This window comes from Bradyrhizobium sp. 1, from assembly GCF_023073315.1.
GTDB lineage: Bacteria > Pseudomonadota > Alphaproteobacteria > Rhizobiales > Xanthobacteraceae > Bradyrhizobium.
In genome coordinates this window covers 678809-696909 of record NZ_JADPJH010000034.1, presented here as the reverse complement: position 1 = coordinate 696909, position 18101 = coordinate 678809, and the positions used below count along the sequence as shown (strand labels likewise).

Annotated in this window: 17 protein-coding genes; 9 read left to right on the top strand and 8 right to left on the bottom strand. The window is 63.6% G+C overall.

The window, feature by feature from the left end; all coding sequences use genetic code 11:
• Positions 1–737: ABC transporter permease (locus IVB29_RS33270; protein ID WP_247507629.1), on the top strand; the 737-nt coding region annotated here is incomplete at its 5' end.
• Between the two features lie 126 nt (positions 738–863).
• Here the strand turns inward: IVB29_RS33270 and gtdA are convergent.
• The gene (gene gtdA / locus IVB29_RS33265) at positions 864–1904 is read right to left on the bottom strand and encodes a gentisate 1,2-dioxygenase (protein ID WP_247507628.1); all 1041 of its coding nucleotides are present in this window, start codon (positions 1902–1904) and stop codon (positions 864–866) included.
• Between the two features lie 93 nt (positions 1905–1997).
• On the opposite strand from gtdA, the gene maiA reads away from it, so the two are divergent.
• Complete coding sequence (maiA, locus tag IVB29_RS33260) at positions 1998–2630, top strand: maleylacetoacetate isomerase (RefSeq protein ID WP_247507627.1); 633 nt, start codon at positions 1998–2000, stop codon at positions 2628–2630.
• A complete protein-coding gene (locus IVB29_RS33255; RefSeq protein ID WP_247507626.1) occupies positions 2620–3132 on the top strand; it encodes a MarR family transcriptional regulator in 513 nt (170 codons plus the stop codon). Before maiA ends, IVB29_RS33255 begins: the two co-directional genes overlap by 11 nt.
• Before the next feature lie 161 nt (positions 3133–3293).
• Here IVB29_RS33255 and IVB29_RS33250 read toward each other — a convergent pair whose 3' ends face one another.
• From IVB29_RS33250 to IVB29_RS33230, 5 genes are all read right to left on the bottom strand, one after another.
• Positions 3294–4907 carry a benzoate-CoA ligase family protein gene (locus IVB29_RS33250; protein ID WP_247507625.1) on the bottom strand — a complete coding sequence of 538 codons (1614 nt, stop codon included), beginning with the start codon at positions 4905–4907 and terminating at the stop codon, positions 3294–3296.
• Positions 4904–6055 carry an FAD-dependent monooxygenase gene (locus tag IVB29_RS33245; RefSeq protein ID WP_247507624.1) on the bottom strand — a complete coding sequence of 384 codons (1152 nt, stop codon included), beginning with the start codon at positions 6053–6055 and terminating at the stop codon, positions 4904–4906. The genes IVB29_RS33250 and IVB29_RS33245 overlap by 4 nt, the downstream gene beginning before the upstream one ends.
• A gap of 184 nt (positions 6056–6239) precedes the next feature.
• Positions 6240–6455 (bottom strand): hypothetical protein, encoded by a 216-nt coding sequence (locus IVB29_RS33240; protein ID WP_247507623.1) that lies wholly within the window; start codon positions 6453–6455, stop codon positions 6240–6242.
• Positions 6456–6555: 100 nt separating this feature from the next.
• Positions 6556–7389 carry a cysteine rich repeat-containing protein gene (locus tag IVB29_RS33235; RefSeq protein ID WP_247507622.1) on the bottom strand — a complete coding sequence of 278 codons (834 nt, stop codon included), beginning with the start codon at positions 7387–7389 and terminating at the stop codon, positions 6556–6558.
• 252 nt (positions 7390–7641) lie between these two features.
• On the bottom strand, positions 7642–8643 hold the full coding sequence (locus IVB29_RS33230; RefSeq protein ID WP_247507621.1) for an NADP-dependent oxidoreductase: 1002 nt from the start codon (positions 8641–8643) through the stop codon (positions 7642–7644).
• 210 nt (positions 8644–8853) lie between these two features.
• On the opposite strand from IVB29_RS33230, the gene IVB29_RS33225 reads away from it, so the two are divergent.
• Together IVB29_RS33225 and IVB29_RS33220 are read left to right on the top strand one after the other, a co-directional pair.
• Complete coding sequence (locus IVB29_RS33225) at positions 8854–10149, top strand: dicarboxylate/amino acid:cation symporter (protein ID WP_247507620.1); 1296 nt, start codon at positions 8854–8856, stop codon at positions 10147–10149.
• Between the two features lie 12 nt (positions 10150–10161).
• Entirely contained in the window at positions 10162–11082 is a 921-nt protein-coding gene (locus tag IVB29_RS33220) for an amino acid ABC transporter substrate-binding protein (RefSeq protein WP_247507619.1), read from the top strand.
• A 185-nt stretch (positions 11083–11267) separates the two neighbouring features.
• On the opposite strand, the gene IVB29_RS33215 is transcribed toward IVB29_RS33220, so the two are convergent.
• The gene (locus tag IVB29_RS33215) at positions 11268–12068 is read right to left on the bottom strand and encodes a RimK-like protein (protein ID WP_247507618.1); all 801 of its coding nucleotides are present in this window, start codon (positions 12066–12068) and stop codon (positions 11268–11270) included.
• A 373-nt stretch (positions 12069–12441) separates the two neighbouring features.
• On the opposite strand from IVB29_RS33215, the gene IVB29_RS33210 reads away from it, so the two are divergent.
• From IVB29_RS33210 to IVB29_RS33195, 4 genes are all read left to right on the top strand, one after another.
• The gene (locus tag IVB29_RS33210; protein ID WP_247507617.1) at positions 12442–13215 is read left to right on the top strand and encodes a ferredoxin--NADP reductase; all 774 of its coding nucleotides are present in this window, start codon (positions 12442–12444) and stop codon (positions 13213–13215) included.
• A 308-nt stretch (positions 13216–13523) separates the two neighbouring features.
• Entirely contained in the window at positions 13524–14438 is a 915-nt protein-coding gene (locus tag IVB29_RS33205) for a patatin-like phospholipase family protein (protein WP_346731316.1), read from the top strand.
• Positions 14439–14638: 200 nt separating this feature from the next.
• On the top strand, positions 14639–16264 hold the full coding sequence (locus IVB29_RS33200; RefSeq protein WP_247507697.1) for an FMN-binding glutamate synthase family protein: 1626 nt from the start codon (positions 14639–14641) through the stop codon (positions 16262–16264).
• A 224-nt stretch (positions 16265–16488) separates the two neighbouring features.
• The gene (locus IVB29_RS33195) at positions 16489–16728 is read left to right on the top strand and encodes a PilZ domain-containing protein (protein WP_247507616.1); all 240 of its coding nucleotides are present in this window, start codon (positions 16489–16491) and stop codon (positions 16726–16728) included.
• 42 nt (positions 16729–16770) lie between these two features.
• Here the strand turns inward: IVB29_RS33195 and IVB29_RS33190 are convergent, their stop codons facing one another.
• Positions 16771–18066, bottom strand: coding sequence for a hemolysin family protein (locus tag IVB29_RS33190; protein ID WP_247507615.1), 1296 nt, complete (start codon positions 18064–18066; stop codon positions 16771–16773).
• Between the last annotated feature and the right edge of the window lie 35 nt (positions 18067–18101).

The window sequence follows — 18101 nt, the reverse complement described above, 5'->3', positions numbered from 1 at the left end:
GGAGCCGTTTTGGTGGCTGGATCGCGCTCGCCCTCGTCATCGCGATCTGGCAAGCTGCCGGCAGCACGGGTCTGGTCAATCCGCTGTTCCTGCCGGCGCCCTCGGCGATCGCGCGGGCGATCTACCAGCTCGCGATCTCGGGCTCGCTGTGGCAGCATCTCTCGGCCTCACTCCTCCGCATCGGTGTCGGCTGGGTGCTGGGAACGGCAGCCGGCGTCGCCGTCGGCTTCGCCATCGGCCTGTCGCGGCTGGCGCGCAGCGTCGGCATCACCTTCATCTCGGCGCTGTTCCCGATCCCCAAGATCGCGCTGCTGCCCCTTCTCATCCTCTGGCTCGGCATCGGCGAAGAGCCGAAGATCGCGACCATTGCACTCGGTGTGTTCTTCTCGACCGCGATCTCGGTCTATAGCGGCGTCGACGCGGTGCCGCGCAACCTCATCCGCATGGCCCAGAGTTTCAACGTTCCCTTCGCCACCATCGTGCGCAAGGTGGTCTGGCCGGGCGCATTGCCCGCAATCCTCGCCGGCTTCCGCATCACGGCATCCGTGGCGCTGCTGCTTGTCGTCAGCGCCGAGATGATCGGCGCGCAATACGGCATCGGGGCGTTCGTGCTTCAGGCCGGCAATCTGATGCAGACGGATCAGCTGCTCGCGGGCGTGGTGATTTTGTCGGTGTTCGGGCTGGTGGTGGGGAAGGTGATCAATCTTCTGGAGATCAAATTGCTGCATTGGCGCTAGCCAAGCCCGTCATTGCGAGCGCAGCCGCCGTAGGGTGGGCAAAGCGAAAGCGTGCCCACCACCTCTCTCGATCATGGGAAGATGGTGGGCACGGCGCGTTGCGCCTTTGCCCACCCTACGAGAGCGTCACGCGTTGCCGCGATCTTCCCGAAACAAATCCAGCTTCTGTTGCACCGGCCGATCCGAGAAGCTGAACAGCACGGCATCCGCATCCGCCTCGTGCGTCACCCATTGCCAGCTCGGCACCACGAACAGATCGCGCGGGCCCCATTCGAACACGGCATCGCCAATGCGGCTGCGGCCATGGCCCTCGATCGGGCAGAACACCGTCGCATCGGTCGCGCGATAGCGTGCGGTCTTGAAACCCTTCGGCAGCAGCTGGATGAAGGTGCCGATGGTCGGCATCGCGAAATCGCCGGTCTCGGGGTTGCTGAACTTCAGCTTCAACCCGTGACAGGCGTCCCACTCCTGGCTCGTCCTCGCCTTCTCCAGCGCTTCGCGCGTGTAGGCATAGGGATAGCTGAAGATCGGCGAGGTCTTTGAGCTCCGCTTCACGTCGACCGGCAGCAGATTGTGGCCGTAGCGGGCAAAGCTGTCGCCGGCGGGCCTTGTGATCTTCTGTTGGTCTTCCTTGGAGCCTTCCGCGAAGGAGCAGTCGAAGAACTGCACCAGCGGGATGTCGAGACCGTCGAGCCAGAACATCGGCTCGCTGGTCTCGTTGGAATGATCGTGCCAGGTCATCGACGGCGTGATGATGAAGTCGCCCGGCTCCATCGCGGTGCGCTCGCCGTCGACTGCGGTATGGGCGCCCTTGCCTTCGAGCACGAAGCGCAGCGCCGACTGGCTGTGCCGGTGCGCGGGCGCGACATCGCCGGGCACCACCATCTGCACGCCGGCATAGAGCGAGGTCGTGATCTTTGATTGGCCGCGCAGGCCGGGATTTTCCAGCACCAGCACGCGCCGCTCGGCCTCCTTGGCGGTGATCAGTCGGCCTGCTTCGGTCATGTAGTCGCGGATGATGTCGAACTTCCACAGATGCGGGCGGCAGGCGCTCTTCGGCTCCGGCGTGATCAGATCGCTCATCACCGTCCACAGCGCGGTGAGATTTTCGCCGTCGATCTTCTTGTAGAACGCCTCGCGTTCCGGCGTCTTGGTCACGGCTTCCATGGTTGCTGCTCCCGTCGTTTTGTTGATTGACAGTATACTGACGGTCTAGGTAGCGTCAACGTGACGGACAAGGACGAAAATGGGAGGGTTTTGATGAAGCTGCACGGCTATTTCCGTTCCAGCGCCGCCTACCGCGTGCGGATCGCGCTGAACCTCAAGGGCCTCGGGGCCGAGCACCTGCCGCATCATCTTCGCAAGGGCGAGCAATGCGCGCCGGCCTATCTCGCCATCAACCCGCAAGGGCTGGTGCCGGCGCTGGAGAACGATGTGGGTGCGGTGCTGACCCAATCGGTCGCGATCATCGAATGGCTCGACGAAACCCACCCGCATCCGCCGCTGCTGCCGAAGGATGCGCTGCAACGCGCAAAAGTGAGGGCGTTCGCGCTGGCGATCGCCTGTGACACCCACCCGGTGCAGAATTTGAAAGTGCTGGCCCGGTTGCGCGAGCTTGGCCTCGCGGAGGAGAAGGTCCAGGAATGGGCCGCGTGGGTCAACCGCGAGGGGCTGTCGGCCTGCGAGACGCTGATCAGGGACGAGCCGGGGTCGTTCTGCTTCGGGGACGCGCCGACGCTTGCCGATCTTTGCCTTGTGCCGCAACTCGCCAATGCGCGCCGCTTCGGCGTCGATGTCTCCGCCTATCCGCGCCTGTTGAAGGCGGAAGCCGCGGCGAAAGCGCTGCCGGCCTTTGCCAATGCCGCTCCGGAGAAGCAACCCGATGCCGAGTAAGCCCTCTCCTCCAATCACGATCGACGCCATCTATGCCGCACCAGGCTATCTGTTCCGGCGCATGCAGCAGATCGCGGTCTCGATCTTCATGGAGGAGTGCAAGGCGTTCGATCTCACGCCGGTGCAATATGCGGCGCTGATCGCGATCCACACCCATCCCGGCATCGACGCGACACGGCTGTCGGCGGTGATCGCCTTCGACCGCTCAACGCTCGGCAGCGTGATCGAACGTCTTCAGGCCAAGGATTTTGTCGAGCGCAAGCCGGCGCCCGAGGACAAGCGGATCAAGCTGCTCCATCTGACCAGGTCGGGGGCCGCAATCCTGCGCGAGATCATCCCCGCCGTCGAACGCGCCCAGGCGCGCATGCTGGAGCCGCTCAAACCTGCCGATCGGAAGGCGCTGATGGGGCTGATGGCGCAGCTCGTCGATCTCAACAACGAGGCCTCGCGGGTGCCGTTGCGGGCGGAGGATGCGCTGGAGCATCTGGGCAAGGCGGGGTGAGGCTTCCAATGCCTCGTGTCCCGGACGCGCTGCTGCGCTCTTGCGCTGCTGCGCAGAGCCGGGACCCAGAATATTTGGGAGCGTGGTGCTGAAGCGTGGGCCCCGGCTCTGCAGCGCATCGCTTCGCGCTGCACTGCGTCCGGGGCACGGCACCGCGGCTGCTACATCCGCAACAACGCCTGTCGGTCGATCTTGCCCGTGCCCGTCTTCGGCAGCTCGTCGATGAAGATCACTTCGCGCGGATATTTGTAGGGCAAGAGCTTGCCCTTCACATAGTCCTGCAGCTTTCGTGTCACTTCGCCTTGATCGCAGGCGCGGTTGTTCATCACCACCGCCGCCTTCAGCGTCATGCGCCGGTCCGGCAGCTCGGCGGCGAACACCGCGCATTCGCGGATGTCGGGATGATCGGCGAGGCACAGCTCGACCTCGAGCGGGTAGACCCATTGGCCCGAGATCTTGATCAGATCATCGGCGCGGCCGCGGAAGAAGTGAAAACCGTCGGCATCGCGGACGAAGCGGTCGCCGGTGTAGATCCAGCCGCCCTCGCGAATGGTCTCGGCGGACTTGTCCGGCCGGTTCCAGTACAGCGGCGTGTTGGAATCGCCGCGCACCCACAAGATGCCTTCCTCGTCGTCGGCGACGTCGCGGCCGTCCTTGTCGCGCAGCGCGACCTCGTAGCCGGGCACGCGCAAGCCCGCGGCGCCGAGCTTTTTCCGTTCGGGGCGGTTGGAGAGATAGATGTGCAGCACCTCGGTCGAGCCGAGGCCTTCGACGATTTCGAGCCCGGTGAGAGTTTTCCAGCCGTTGAAGACTTCGGCCGAGAGTACCTCGGCCGCGGAGAGCGACATGCGAAGCGACGAGAAGTTCGTCTTGTCCGCGCCTTCGGCCTTGGTCAGTGATGTGTAGAGCGTCGGTAGGCCGAAGAAGACTGACGGCTGGTACCGCTCGATGGCCGCGAAGATCGACGCCGGCTTTGGCTGGCCCGGCAACAGCAGCGTCGCTGCTCCCGCCGAGAACGGGAAGGTGACGGAATTGCCAAAACCGTAGGCGAAGAAAATCTTCGGCACCGAGAAGCAGATGTCACCGGGCGTCAGCTTCAGCACGTTCTGCGCGAAGGCGACATCGCTATAGGCCATGTCATGCTGGAGATGCACGATGCCCTTGGGCCGGCCGGTCGAGCCGGAGGAGTACATCCAGAACGCCATCTCGTTGCGATGGGTGTCGGCTTCGGCCAGCTCAGTCGGAAATTGGGCGAGCCAGCTTGCCGCTCCAACTGCCGCTGGCGCGGCGTGATCGCCGACCTCGCCGTTGACGACGATCAGCGTGCGCAGGCGCGTGTCCTTGCAAGCCTCGGCATTGAAGCGCGTAGAGAACTCGGACTCGGCGACTGCGACCGTCGCGCCGGAATCGGCGAGATAGAATTGCAGCAGATCCGGCGGCGTCAGCGTATTGATGAGCAGCGGCACGAAACCGGCGCGCACCGCGCCGAAGAAGGCGGCAGGATAAGCCGGCGTGTCGTCGAGGAACAGCAGCACGCGGTCGCCGCGCTTCAGGCCCAGCGAGGTGAAGCCATTGCCCCACCGACAAGCGTCCGTGCAGAGCTCTGCGTAGGTGCGCGTGCCCGCCGGGCCGATCAGCGCGAGCCTGTCGCCATGATCCTTGGCGAGATTGTCAAACAGCACACGGCTGGCGTTGTAGGTTTGCGGGACGGCAAAGCCGATTTCGCGGGCGCCCGCGCTGTCGGCGGAAACCTGGTCGCGAATTTCGCTGCTCATGTCGCATCCCCGCCGTCGTCTCCACCGTTTTTGGCGGCCTCGTAACGCGCCATGAAGGCGGGCGACATATGGCGCAGGCGTGCATCGTCGATGCGCCCGGAGCGGGTGATGTAGCTGTAGGCGAAGTCCACCGGATCGAGCTGCATGTGCTGGGCGAAGTGCTCGTACCAGAAGGCGCTGGTGCGGGCGGCATTGACCAGCTTCTGCACCACCGGCTTTCGCGCGGCCTGGTAGCGATGCAGCGCGGTCGTCAGATGCGCATCGGATTCCAGCGCCTTGACCAATGCGATCGCATCCTCGATCGCAAGCCGCGTGCCCGAGCCGATCGAGAAATGCGCCGAGTGCAGGGCATCGCCGATCAGCACCATGTTCTTGAACGACCAGTGCTCGTTCCAGACCCAGGGGAAATTGCGCCACACCGATTTGTTGGAGACGAGGCAATGGCCGCCCAGCGTGTCGGCAAACACCTCCTCGCAGACGCCCTTGGACTGCTCGACGTCCTTGTAGGCGAAGCCGTAGGCCTGCCACGTCGCGTGATCGCATTCGACCAGGAAAGTGCTCATGGTCGGCGAGTAGCGATAGTGGTGGGCGTTGAAGGCGCCGCGGTCGGTCTTCACGAAAGTCTGGGACAGCGTGTCGAAGCGCTTCGAGGTGCCGTACCAGACGAACTTGTTGGACGAGTAGGACAGCGACGTGCCGAAATCGCCCTCATAGGCGCGGCGCACCAGCGAGTTCAGCCCGTCGGCGGCGACGATGAGGTCATGGCCGTTGAGCTGGTCGATTGCGTGGATCTGGGTGTCGAACCGCGGCGTGACGCCGGCATCGAGCGCGCGCTGCTGCAGGAACTGCAAGAGCTCGAGCCGGCCGATCGAGGAGAAGCCGACGCCGTCGATGGCGATGTTGTCGCCGGCGAGGTTCAGCGTGATGTTCTCCCAGCTCTCCATATGCGGCGCGATCGCGTCGACCGTCTCCGGATCGTCCGCGCGCAAGAATTCCAGCGCTTGGTCGGAGAACACGACGCCAAAGCCCCAGGTCGCGTCGGCCGGGTTCTGTTCGAACAGGTCGACTTGATCCTCAGGGTGACGCTTCTTCCAGAGATAGGCGAAGTAGAGCCCACCGGGGCCCCCGCCAATCACGGCGATCCGCAACGTCTGCCTCCCTAATTGACAGTATACTTACTATCTAGGGGTAGCCTAATGGGCTCCGGCCTCCCACGCCAGCGGAATTATCGAAGGCGCGCCAAAGCCCATGCCCGGACGCGCGCATGGCGAGCGTCCGAAGCAGTGACATTGCAAATCATAGCCAAACCGCGACGGCTTGGCTATTCGCGCGTCAGACGCAGCGCTTCACGTAGACCCCGTCCACCAGCACCCTGGTGCAGCGGACCACCGGAACCGGCCTGCGGACCACCACGGCGCCGTTCGGCCCGGCGCAACCGGCGCGATAGACGCCGCGGGCGCACACCACCGCATTGGCGTCGGCAGCCTCGAAGGTCATGGTCGCGCCGAAAGCGAGGAGCGCGGGAGCGATGAGCAGCAATGAACGCATATTGTCCTCTTGTCTTGATTGAAATCGATATCAGCGAAGGCTTGTCGCAACAGGGGCGCGAAAATTCGTGCGCGGCCGCCGATCAGTATCGCGCGTTGCGCTATCGCGCCGCGAACGGGGCGAGCACGTCCTTGCAGCCGGGCGACAGCGACGCGGCATTGCTTGCGATGCATTGCACGATACGGCCGCCGCCGGGTGCGACGCCGGCGCAGAGCGTGCGGATGTCGGCGCCGCAGGCCGAGCGTACGATGAACAGTTCTTCGCGCGGCCGCAGCGGACGAAGCACGATCACGGTGGGCGCGGCCGCCGGTGCTGCTGCAGCAGCCGGTGCAGCACCGCCCGCTGGCGCTGCGGCTGTTGGGCCGCCGCCACCGGTCGCGGCGGTCACGGCCTTCGCGCAGGCCGCCGACACCTTCGCCTTGTTCTTCTCCAGGCATTCGAGCGCAGGGGCGCCGCCCGGCGGCACGCTGGCGCAGACTTTGGGATAATCGGCGCGGCACGCGCTCTTGACCGCGGCGACCTGCGCGCTGCTCGGCGGCTTTGCGGCTGCGGCCTTTGGAGCGGCTGAAGCTGCCGGCTTGGCTGCGGGCTCGGCGGCCGGCGCTGCTTCCGTCTTTGCCGGTTCAGATTTAGCCGGTGCCGCTTCGGTCTTTGCAGGTTCAGATTTGGGCGCCGCGGCCGGCTCGACCGCGCGAACCGCGGTCTGGCATCCCGACGACAGGCTCGACATGTTCTTCTGGAGACATTGATACGCTTCCACGCCGCCGGGCGTCACGCTCGAGCAATGCGCCATGAAGTCCGAGCGGCATGCGGAGCGGATGGCGCTCTTCTGAGCCTCGGTCGGCGCCTGCGCGAATGCGCCTGCTGCAGTTGCGAAGAGAGTTGCGGCGAGCAACGCGGTGCGCGTTGAAGCATGTTTCAACGTGTTGAACATTTGAGTGAATTCCTGCCCTGTCGGTAACGCCGACGTCTTATTAAAAGTGATGCAAACAATTGTCGCGGGTGATGCCGCGTGCGGCATCATTGGCCGCCTCGACCTCAACCGCAAGTAGATAATGCCTTTGTAATTGCGACGTAAGCATGATCCGGACCCGAAGGGCCGCGTTAGCGCAAAGTGTGCAGCGGTTTTCCCGCGCGACAAACGCGAAACGCGTTTGCGCGCAGATCATGCTCGAACAATACGTCGCTAGAGCTTGACCATGCGCTTGCCGCGGTTCTCGCCGGCGAGCAATCCGATCAATGCTTTCGGCGTGTTCTCGAGGCCGTCGATGATGTCTTCCTGCACCTTCAACTTGCCGGACTTGACCCAGCCTTGCAGGTCGGCGAGTGCGCGCGCACTGTCCTTCATATAGTCCATCACGATGAAGCCCTGCATGACCAGCCGCTTCACCACGATCAGGCCGGGCACGCCGCGCGGGCCGTGCGCCGAGGGCGCTCCGTCATATTGCGAGATCGCGCCGCAGCAGGCGATGCGGCCGTAATTGTTCATCTGCGGCAGGCAGGCTTCCAGAATGTCGCCGCCGACATTGTCGAAATAGACGTCGATGCCTTTGGGCGCCGCCGCGCGCAAGGCCTTGAACACCGCGCCGTCCTTGTAGTCGACGGCGGCATCGAAGCCGAGTTCGCTAGTCAGCCAGTTGCACTTGTCCGCGCCGCCGGCGATGCCGATCACGCGGCATCCCTTGATCTTGGCGATCTGTCCGACGATCGAGCCGACCGAGCCCGCGGCCGCGGACACCACGACCGTCTCGCCCTCTTTCGGCTTGCCGATCTCCAGCAGCCCAAAATAGGCGGTGAGGCCGGCGATGCCGAATACGCTGAGCAGATGCGTCATCGGCTCGAGCTTCGGCATTTTTGTGAGATGCTTCGCCGGCACCGCGGCATATTCCTGCCAGCCGGTGTCGCCGAATACGATGTCGCCGGGCGCGAGGCCCGGCGCGTTCGAACTCACGACCTCGGCGATGGCGCCGCCGGCCATCACGCTGTTGGCTTCGACGGCTGAACGATAGGTCGCGCCATGCATCCAGGCGCGGTTGGCGGCGTCGAGCGAGATGTAACGCACGCGCAGCAAGGCCTCACCGTCCTTCGGCTCCGGCATCGCCGCCTCGACCATCCTGAAATGTTCAGGGCCAAGCTTGCCGCTGGGCTTTTCCACCAGAAGAATCTGACGATTGCTGCTGCTGCTCATGGTGTTTCCCTCCGTTTATTTGACGATTATTGATGCAGCTGCCGCAAAGAAAACGTGCAAGCCGCATTCGTTGTGCGCTGCGTGAAGGCTAGATCGTGGGCGTCGGTTTCGCAACGGGAACATCCTCCCCAAGCGGCCACCCGCCAAGCGTGTTGCGTCGTTGTCATATCTGCGACATCATGAAGCAATCGGTGGTGTGGGGGTGTTTCGATGTCGAACAGGTTTACGCAATACATTCTGGCCGCGATGGCGCTGGGCATCATCATGGGCTCGGCGATCTACAACTTCATGCCCGATACGCGCGGCGACTGGGCCTCCTCCATCAATTTGATCGCCGTGATCTTCCTGCGCCTGATCAAGATGATCATCGCGCCTTTGGTGTTTGCGACCCTGGTCGGCGGCATCGCGCATATGGGCTCGGGCTCCAAGCTCGGCCGCATCTTCGCCAAGACCATGGGCTGGTTCATCAGCGCCTCCTTCATCTCGCTGCTGCTCGGCCTCGTGATGGTGAACCTGTTGCAGCCCGGCGCCAACTTCCCGGGCACGCTGCCCGCGGCGGGGCAATCGACCGGCCTGCCGGTCTCGGCCTTCTCGCTCGAGAAATTCCTGACCCATCTGATCCCGACCTCGATCGCGGACGCGATGGCGCAGAACGAGATTTTGCAGATCGTGATCTTCGCCGTGTTCTTCTCGGTGGCGATGGGCTCGATGCCCGAGCGCTCCAAGCCGATCCTGGCACTGATCGACGACATCGGCCACATCATGCTGAAGGTGACGAGCTATGTGATGCTGTTCGCGCCGATCGCGGTGTGGGCCGCCATCACCGCGACCGTCGCCAAGAACGGCCTGCTGGTGCTCTGGAAGCTCATCGTCTTCATGGGCGGCTTCTATCTGTCGCTGATGATCCTGTGGGGCATCCTTGTTATCGTGGGCTTCGTCGTGATCGGACCGCGCTACAGCCATCTGTTGAAGCTGATCCGCGAGCCGCTGATGATCGCGTTCTCCACCGCGAGCTCTGAAGCGGCCTACCCGAAGACGCTGGAGGGGCTGAACAAGTTCGGCGCCTCGTCGCGGATATCGAGCTTCGTGCTGCCGCTCGGCTATTCCTTCAATCTCGACGGCACGATGATGTACTGCACTTTCGCCAGTATCTTCATCGCGCAGACCTATCACATCGAGATGTCGCTCTCGACGCAGCTGGCGATGCTGGCAACCCTGATGATCACCTCCAAGGGCGTCGCCGGCGTGCCGCGCGCCTCCCTCGTCGTGATCGCCTCGACGCTGTCGCAGTTCGGCATCCCCGAGGCGGGCTTGTTGATGATCATGGGCATCGACACCTTCCTCGACATGGGCCGCAGCGCCACCAACGTGATCGGCAACACGCTGGCGACCTCTGTCGTGGCGAAGTGGGAAGGCGAGCTCGGGCCCGAGCACGAGCTCGGAGCGGGTGACGGCGTGCCCGACGACATGATCCCCGGCGAAGTGCCTGCGATGGCCGGCCATTGATCGGAGTGCGACATGCACCTTTCAAAGGCGATTTCGGGCGGCCTGTTGCTGGCAGCATGTCTGCTGGCAAACGGTGCCTCCGCCCAGACCGGCGGCAGCGAAGGGCTTAGCCCGTCGCTGTCGGCCATCAAGACTGCGCACACCGTGCGGCTCGGCTATCGCGAAAGCTCGCCGCCGTTCTCCTTCCTCGACCAGTCGGGTCGCCCGATCGGGTATAGCCTCGAATTGTGCGAGGCCATCGTCGAGGAGATCGGCGTCGAGATCGACGATCCCAATCTGAAGATCGACTACGTCAAGGTCACCTCGGACGATCGCATCGACGCGGTGCTCCAGAACAAGATCGACCTGGAATGCGGCTCGACCACGGCCAATGCCGAGCGCGGCAAGCGCGTCGCGTTCTCGCCGCTGATGTTCGTCGCCGGCACCAAGCTGATGGTGCCGAAGGCGTCCAGCGTCCAGTCGCTGACCGATCTGAAGGGCAAGACCATCGTGGTGACGAAGGGCACCACCAACGAGCAGGCGATCCAGGCGGCCGACAAGAAGCTCTCGCTAGGGCTGAAGATCGCCGTCGGGGCCGATCACGAGCAGTCGTTCCAGATGCTCGCCGACGGCAAGGCCGATGCGTTCGCGACCGACGACATTCTCCTGTCGGGCCTAATCGCGCGCCACAAGGCACAGGACAAGTTCCGCGTCACCGGCGATTATCTGTCCTACGATCCCTACGGCATCATGTTCCGCAAGGGCGAGCCGCAACTCTCGGCCGTGGTCGAGCGCACCTTCCGCAAGCTCGGCTCCAACCGCGATCTCGTGCCCCTTTACAACAAATGGTTCACGGCGAGGCTTCCAACCGGCGAACGGCTGAACGTGCCGATCTCGCTGCAATTGGAAGAGGCGTTCAAGGCGATGGACGATTCGGCCAGCGCGAATAATTAGGCGGCGAGCTCGGTGCACCTTCTCCCCTTGCGGGAGAGGGTGGCTCGCCGCGTAGGGGCGAGACGGGTGAGGGATTCTCTCCGCGCGTGCCACTCTCATTCGAGTTCGCTGAGGCAACCCCTCATCCGGCGCTTCGCGCCACCTTCTCCCACAGGGGGAGAAGGATTGCACCGTGCTCGCGGCTGCTAATTTTCCCCAAACACCCGGTCCAGCGCCGCGTCATACGTCGCCTGCGCCAGCTCTGGATATAGCTTCGCCAGCGCTTCCATCATCACGCCGGAATTGATCTCGAGCACGCGCCACTCGTCATCGACGCGCACCACGTCGATCGATGCGAAGGTGATGCCGATCGCGCTCGCGGCATCGGCGGCGAGCTTCACGCAAGCCGTTCGAGCCTCGCCGTCCTCCATCAGCACCGGCTTTGCGCCGGCATCGAGATTGTGTCGCCAATCCGCGCCACGCTGCTTGCTATAGACGACGAGGGGCACATCATCGAGCAGCACCACACGGACCTCGTCCTCGATGGCGACATAGGGCGAGATCACGAGCCCGGCGCTCATCGAAAAAACCTCCCCAGCCGCGTGGTCGAGCTCCGCCTCCGTCGTCACCTTGAACACCGAGCGCCCCGATGTCCCCTCGTTCGGCTTCACCACCACGCCCTGCGGATGGTCGGCAAGCAGCTCAAGCATGGCCTCCCGCCAGGCGAGGCCAACAATATTCTTGCCCAGCTTTGGATTGAGGAAGAGGTGATGAGGAATTGAGGGCACACCCTCCAGCGTCAGCGCCTCGGCGGTTGCCGATTTATCATTGGCGAGGCGATGCGCAATGGCGCTGTTGAGGCCGATGTCATAGCCGAACGCGAAGTGCCGCTGACCGCCCCGGCGCATCGCAATCAGCCAGCCACCGGAGCGGATATCGATCGCGATGTCATGGGCCGCGCAATAGCGCCTGATCGCCTGGACGAAGATCCGCTCGCCGTCTGCCATGTGTCTTCTTCATTCCTGTCGCCAGAAGCCGCAAAAATGCGGGAAACGGCGCCAAACCGGGGTGAAAATCAGAGCTATTCTTAATGAACTTCTCGCGAGCAAGACGGAAATTAAGTGCTGCGATTGCACCTCACAGGGAAAAGAAATTGCCCTCAGGGCAGGTTGGGCAGCAAATCCGTTAATGATGCGGCCGTTTCCCGCGCAAATGCCGGTTTGATCGGCATCAATTGCATCCGAAACGAGGTTGATTATTGGTCTCAATGGCGTAGATCACACCCAAGAAATCCTCCGCCATGGCAATGGTGTCCGCCCGTTTTCAGGGCCGGGCAACGCTTTTGCCCTAAAACCGCAATTATTCGGAATATCGAAAATCATGAGCGCGTTTTACCGAGAGAAGGTTCTGTCCGTCCAGCACTGGACCGACACGTTGTTCAGCTTCCGCGCCACGCGCGACACCGGCTTCCGCTTCCAGAACGGCCAGTTCGCGATGATCGGCCTCGAGATCGACGGCCGTCCGCTGCTGCGCGCCTACAGCATGGCGAGCGCCAACCACGAGGAAGAGCTCGAGTTCTTCTCGATCAAGGTTCAGGACGGCCCGCTGACCTCGCGCCTCCAGAAGATCAAGGAAGGCGATACCATCCTGGTCGGCCGCAAGGCGACCGGCACGCTGATCACCGACAATCTCATCCCCGGCAAGCGGCTGATGCTGCTCTCGACCGGCACCGGCCTCGCGCCGTTCGCCAGCCTGATCAAGGACCCCGAGGTCTATGACCAGTTCGACAGCATCGTGCTTGTCCACGGCTGCCGCCAGGTCTCCGAGCTCGCCTATGGCGAGAAGCTCGTTGCCTCCCTGCGCGAGGACGAGCTGTTCGGCGAGCTGCTTGCGGACAAGCTGATCTATTATCCGACCGTGACCCGCGAGCCCTTCAAGAACCGCGGCCGCATCACCGACCTCATCAACTCCGAGCAGATCTTCAACGACATCGGCCAGGGCCCGCTCGACATTGCAACCGACCGCGTCATGATGTGCGGCAGCCCGGCGATGCTCGAAGAGCTGAAGGTGATGTTCGAAGGCCGCGACTTCATCGAGGGAAGCGGCAACAAGCCTGGTCACTTCGTGATCGAGAAGGCGTTCGTCGAGCGCTAAGCGCGGCTCGGGTTCGATCGCGGCACGTTAGCCACAACATCAGTGTCGTCCCGGACAAGCGTAAGCGCAGATCCGGGACCCATAGCCACAGGAAGTCGTTTGGCGACGACTCGGAGTTGAGAGCTTCGCGCTACAACCTCTCCCTGCGGTTATGGATCCCCGCGTTCGCGGGGATGACAGCGGAGAGTGTGGCGAGAGGCGCGGCTCGCACACTCACCAGCCACCACCTCTTACCATCATCCCCCGACTTTGTTATTGGCGCCGCCTTCCTGAGCGCTGCTATATGCTCGTGCCAAAATCTCGCCGCGATGCTGCAATGCGAGAGCTGGGGAGCTGCGCACGCCTTGTCCGTGATCGACCATGGCCGTCCACCGAAGCCGACTGCCTTCGTGCTGGCGGGCGGCGGCAGTTTTGGAGCGATCCAGGTCGGGATGATGCATTCGCTGGTGAGGCACGGGGTCGTCGCCGATCTCGTGGTCGGCTCCAGCGTGGGCGCAATCAACGGCGCGTTTTATGCCGGCGATCCCTCGCTCAAGGGCGTGCTCGGGCTTGAAGCGGTCTGGCGCGGGCTGAAGCGTCATGACGTCTTCCCGGTCACCTGGAAGAGCCTCGCCGGATTCATGTGGCGGCGGGATTTCCTGATTCCCCATGACGGCGTCCGCAAGCTGGTCGAGGACCATATACCCTATCGCAAGCTCGAAGATGCCGCGTTGCCCGTGCACATCGTGACCACCGATTTCGTCTCCGGCGAGAGCGTGGTGCTGTCGGAGGGATCGACAGTGGAGGCAATCCTGGCGTCCACCGCGATTCCCGGCGCATTCTCGCCGGTCTATTATCGTGATCGTTACCTCGCCGACGGTGCGCTCTCCTCGAACACGCCGGTCCGGGTCGCGATCCAGAAAGGCGCAAAACGGCTGGTCGTGCTGCCGACCGGGCACGCCTGCGCGGTGAAGGATCCGCCGATCGGCGCTGTCGCCAACGCCCTGCATGCGCTGACGCTGCTGATCGCGCGACAATTGGTGGCCGAGCTCGAAGGGCTCGCGTCCGACATCGAATATGTCGTGGTGCCGCCGCTCTGTCCGCTGGTGGGGTCACCTTACGATTTCTCGCGCACGGACGACCATATCGAGCGCGCGGTCGCGAGCACTGATGCCTGGCTGGCGCAAGGCGGCCTTGAGCGGCACGGCGTGATTCCGCACGAGGCGCAGCCGCATGGTCACTGATCTGTCATTTCATTTGAATCTATTGCACTGCAAAAACACGTGTCCGGACCGATTGATTTGCAGCATCCGAATTCGGTAGCCTCAAGCCACCCGCGTCATATCCATGGACGTGGCGCGGGCGTATTATACCCCGTCAGTCTGACGAGAGGGACGTGGTCGTGGCCAACGAGAACAAGACGCAAGCTTCGCCCGAAGGGCTGATGGAAACCCTGCTGCTTCCATTTTCGCCGCGCTTCATCATCCTGACGATCTGCGCGGTGGTCACTGCGCTCTTGATCGGCATCGGCATCGCCGACCGCAAGATCTTCGACATCCTGCTGATCCCGATCGTGATCTTCGGTGCCCTGACGCTGCTCGGCATCCGCGATCTCATGCAGAAGGGCCATGCGGTCCTGCGCAACTACCCGATCTCGGCGCACATGCGCTTCCTGCTCGAAGAGATACGCCCGGAGATGCGGCAGTATTTCTTCGAGAGCGAGAAGGACGGCATGCCGTTCTCGCGCGATACCCGCTCGCTGGTTTACCAGCGCGCCAAGATGCAGCTCGACAAGCGGCCGTTCGGTACCCAGGAGGACGTCTACCGCGAGGGCTATGAGTGGATGCATCACTCGGTCGCGCCGAAGGCGCATGCGGAGGAGAGATTCCGCATCACCATCGGCGGTCCCGACTGCAAGCAGCCGTATTCGGCCTCGGTGTTCAACATCTCGGCCATGAGCTTCGGCGCGCTCAGCCCAAATGCGGTGCGCGCGCTCAATGCCGGCGCGAAGAAGGGCGGCTTCGCCCACGACACCGGCGAGGGCGGCTTCAGCCCCTATCACAAGGAGATGGGCGGCGACATCATCTGGGAGATCGGCTCGGGCTATTTCGGTTGCCGCCATCTTGACGGCACCTTCGATCCGGAGGCCTTCGCGCGCGTTGCGAGCCAGGACCAGATCAAGATGGTCGAGCTCAAGATCAGCCAGGGCGCCAAGCCCGGTCATGGCGGCGTGCTGCCGGCGGCAAAAGTCTCGGAGGAGATTTCAAAGATCCGCGGCGTTGCCATGGGCGAGGATTGCATCTCGCCGGCCTCGCACCGCGCCTTCTCGACGCCTGTTGGCATGATGCAGTTCATCGCCGAAATGCGAAAGCTCTCCGGCGGCAAGCCGGCCGGCTTCAAGCTGTGCATCGGCCATCCCTGGGAATTTCTGGCGATCTGCAAGGCGATGCTGGAGACCGGCATCTATCCGGATTTCATCGTCGTCGACGGCAACGAAGGCGGCACCGGCGCCGCGCCGCTGGAGTTCATGGATCATCTCGGCATGCCGATGCGCGAGGGCGTCAGTTTCGTCCATAACGCGCTGATCGGCATCAACGCGCGCGACCGCATCAAGATCGGCGCCTCCGGCAAGATCGCGACCGCCTTCGACATGGCGCGCGCGATGGCGATCGGCGCTGACTATTGCAACTCGGCACGCGGGTTCATGTTCTCGCTCGGCTGCATCCAGTCGCTGAGCTGCCACACCGACCGCTGCCCGACCGGCGTCGCGACGCAGGATCCGACCCGGGCGCGCGCGCTCTACGTGCCGCTCAAGATCGATCGCGTCCACAATTACCATCACGCGACGCTGCACTCGCTGACCGAGCTGATCGCCGCGGCCGGCCTCGAACATCCGCAGCAGCTCCGCCCGGTCCACTTCAGCCAGCGCACCTCGACGACCCATGTGCAATCCTTCGCGCAGCTCTATCCGTCGCTGCGTCCGGGCGAACTGATCGAGGGCACCGAAGACCCGCGGTTTCGCGACGCCTGGCGCATGGCGCAGACCGGGACGTTCCAGCCGGCGATGTAAAGCATGATCCGGACCTGGAGGGCCGCGTTAGCGCAAAGTGCGAAGCGGTTTTCCGAAAAGATCATGCTCAAACAACAACCTGAAGCGCGATGACGATTTATTCCCATCTCATCGCGCTTTAGGCGATCCACCGCATGGTACCGACCGGTGCCGTGGCAGTCCGAATTCACAGGGAAGGGTTGAGGTTTTAAGGTCTGTGTCAGCTTTGGGTGTAAATTGGCCCCATGGACGAGCGACGCGATAAAACCAGGCACCGCGTGCTGAAGGCCGGAACCATCGAGTTCGGCGGCGGCGCGATCTCCTGCACCGTCCGCAATTTCTCGGACACGGGTGCAGCCCTCGATGTCACCAGCCCGGTCGGCATCCCCGAACACTTCACCCTGTTCATCCAGGCCGACGGAAAGCATCTGGCTTGCACGGTGGTCTGGCGCAAGGAGAAGCGGATCGGGGTGAGGTTCGGGTAGGGGATGAGCGATTAAATTTTCGCTCGAAGGAAAAGACAGCGCTCACCCGGTCTCGACCTCACTGAGCCGGCTCGCCAGAATCTTGTCGATCCTTCGGCCGTCTAGGTCGACCACCTCGACGTGCCAGCCGGCGAAGTCGAACGCATCGCCGACATTTGGCAGCACGCTGAACTGTTGCAGCACCAGGCCCGCCACCGTGTTGTAGCGGTGTGGCGGCAGCTCGATGCCGAGCAGCTCGCCGAACTCATCGACCGGCATCCAGCCTGCGACCAGCAGCGAATCGTCGGCGCGTCTGACATAGGCCGGCTCCGGCGGCCCCTCCTCGGAATGGAAGGCGCCGACGATTGATTCGAGGATGTCGGCGGTCGTCACCATGCCTTCGAAGGCACCGTATTCGTCGTAGACCAGACCGACGTGAACCGGCGCGGCCTTCAGGATGGCCAGCACATCGCGCGCGTCCGCCGATGCCGGGATGCCGGGCGCCTCGCGCACCAACGCGCGCAGATCGGGCGTGCGTTCGCTCATATAGGCGATCAGCAGATCCTTGGCCTGGAGCACGCCGATCGGCTTGTCGCGATCGCCGTCCGAGACCGGAAAGCGCGAATGCGGGCTCTTGACGATGGTCTCGTGAATGGCCTCCGGGGTATCGCGCAGGTCGATCTCGTTGACCTCGGTGCGTGGCGTCATGATCGCGCCGACCGGCCGGTCGCCGAGCCGCATCACGCCCGCGATCATCTCCTTTTCGCCCGACTCGAGCACGCCTGCGTTCTCGGCTTCGCTGACGAGGTGATGGATCTCGTCCTCCGAGACCTTCTCCTCGGACTTGCCGCCCTGGCCGAGCAGCGTGAGGATCAGCTTGCCGGAGAGATCGAGCAGGAAGACCAGCGGCAGCGAAACCTTCGCCAGCAAGTGCATCGCCGGCGCAACCTTGACCGCGATGCTCTCGGGGTCGCGCAGCGCCACCTGTTTCGGCACCAGCTCGCCGACGATCAGCGTCGCATAGGTGATCAGCGTGACCACGAGGCCGACGCCGACGATGTCGGCAACGCCGGGGGAGAGACCAAGCTCGACCAGCCATAGCGTCAGCCGCTGTCCGAGCGTCGCGCCGGAAAACGCGCCCGAGAGCACGCCGACCAGCGTGATACCGATCTGCACCGTCGAGAGGAATTTGCCGGGATCGGCGGCCAGCGTCAGCGCCCGCTCGGCGCCGCGCACGCCCTTGGCGGCGAGCATCGACAGCCGGGCCGGGCGGGACGACACCACGGCCAGCTCGGACATGGACAGCAGGCCGTTGATGACGATCAGGACGACGACGATGATGATTTCGACGGACAACATTTTGCGCAACGGTGAGGGATATCGAGCCCGGCGGA

Excerpts from the sequence above, each read along its gene's own strand:
- gtdA (WP_247507628.1), bottom strand. The coding sequence starts at position 1,904 with ATGGAAGCCGTGACCAAGACGCCGGAACGCGAGGCGTTCTACAAGAAG.
- maiA (WP_247507627.1), top strand. The coding sequence starts at position 1,998 with ATGAAGCTGCACGGCTATTTCCGTTCCAGCGCCGCCTACCGCGTGCGG.
- IVB29_RS33255 (WP_247507626.1), top strand. The coding sequence starts at position 2,620 with ATGCCGAGTAAGCCCTCTCCTCCAATCACGATCGACGCCATCTATGCC.
- IVB29_RS33250 (WP_247507625.1), bottom strand. The coding sequence starts at position 4,907 with ATGAGCAGCGAAATTCGCGACCAGGTTTCCGCCGACAGCGCGGGCGCC.
- IVB29_RS33240 (WP_247507623.1), bottom strand. The coding sequence starts at position 6,455 with ATGCGTTCATTGCTGCTCATCGCTCCCGCGCTCCTCGCTTTCGGCGCG.
- IVB29_RS33235 (WP_247507622.1), bottom strand. The coding sequence starts at position 7,389 with ATGTTCAACACGTTGAAACATGCTTCAACGCGCACCGCGTTGCTCGCC.
- IVB29_RS33230 (WP_247507621.1), bottom strand. The coding sequence starts at position 8,643 with ATGAGCAGCAGCAGCAATCGTCAGATTCTTCTGGTGGAAAAGCCCAGC.
- IVB29_RS33225 (WP_247507620.1), top strand. The coding sequence starts at position 8,854 with ATGTCGAACAGGTTTACGCAATACATTCTGGCCGCGATGGCGCTGGGC.
- IVB29_RS33220 (WP_247507619.1), top strand. The coding sequence starts at position 10,162 with ATGCACCTTTCAAAGGCGATTTCGGGCGGCCTGTTGCTGGCAGCATGT.
- IVB29_RS33215 (WP_247507618.1), bottom strand. The coding sequence starts at position 12,068 with ATGGCAGACGGCGAGCGGATCTTCGTCCAGGCGATCAGGCGCTATTGC.
- IVB29_RS33210 (WP_247507617.1), top strand. The coding sequence starts at position 12,442 with ATGAGCGCGTTTTACCGAGAGAAGGTTCTGTCCGTCCAGCACTGGACC.
- IVB29_RS33205 (WP_346731316.1), top strand. The coding sequence starts at position 13,524 with ATGCTGCAATGCGAGAGCTGGGGAGCTGCGCACGCCTTGTCCGTGATC.
- IVB29_RS33200 (WP_247507697.1), top strand. The coding sequence starts at position 14,639 with ATGGAAACCCTGCTGCTTCCATTTTCGCCGCGCTTCATCATCCTGACG.
- IVB29_RS33195 (WP_247507616.1), top strand. The coding sequence starts at position 16,489 with ATGGACGAGCGACGCGATAAAACCAGGCACCGCGTGCTGAAGGCCGGA.
- IVB29_RS33190 (WP_247507615.1), bottom strand. The coding sequence starts at position 18,066 with ATGTTGTCCGTCGAAATCATCATCGTCGTCGTCCTGATCGTCATCAAC.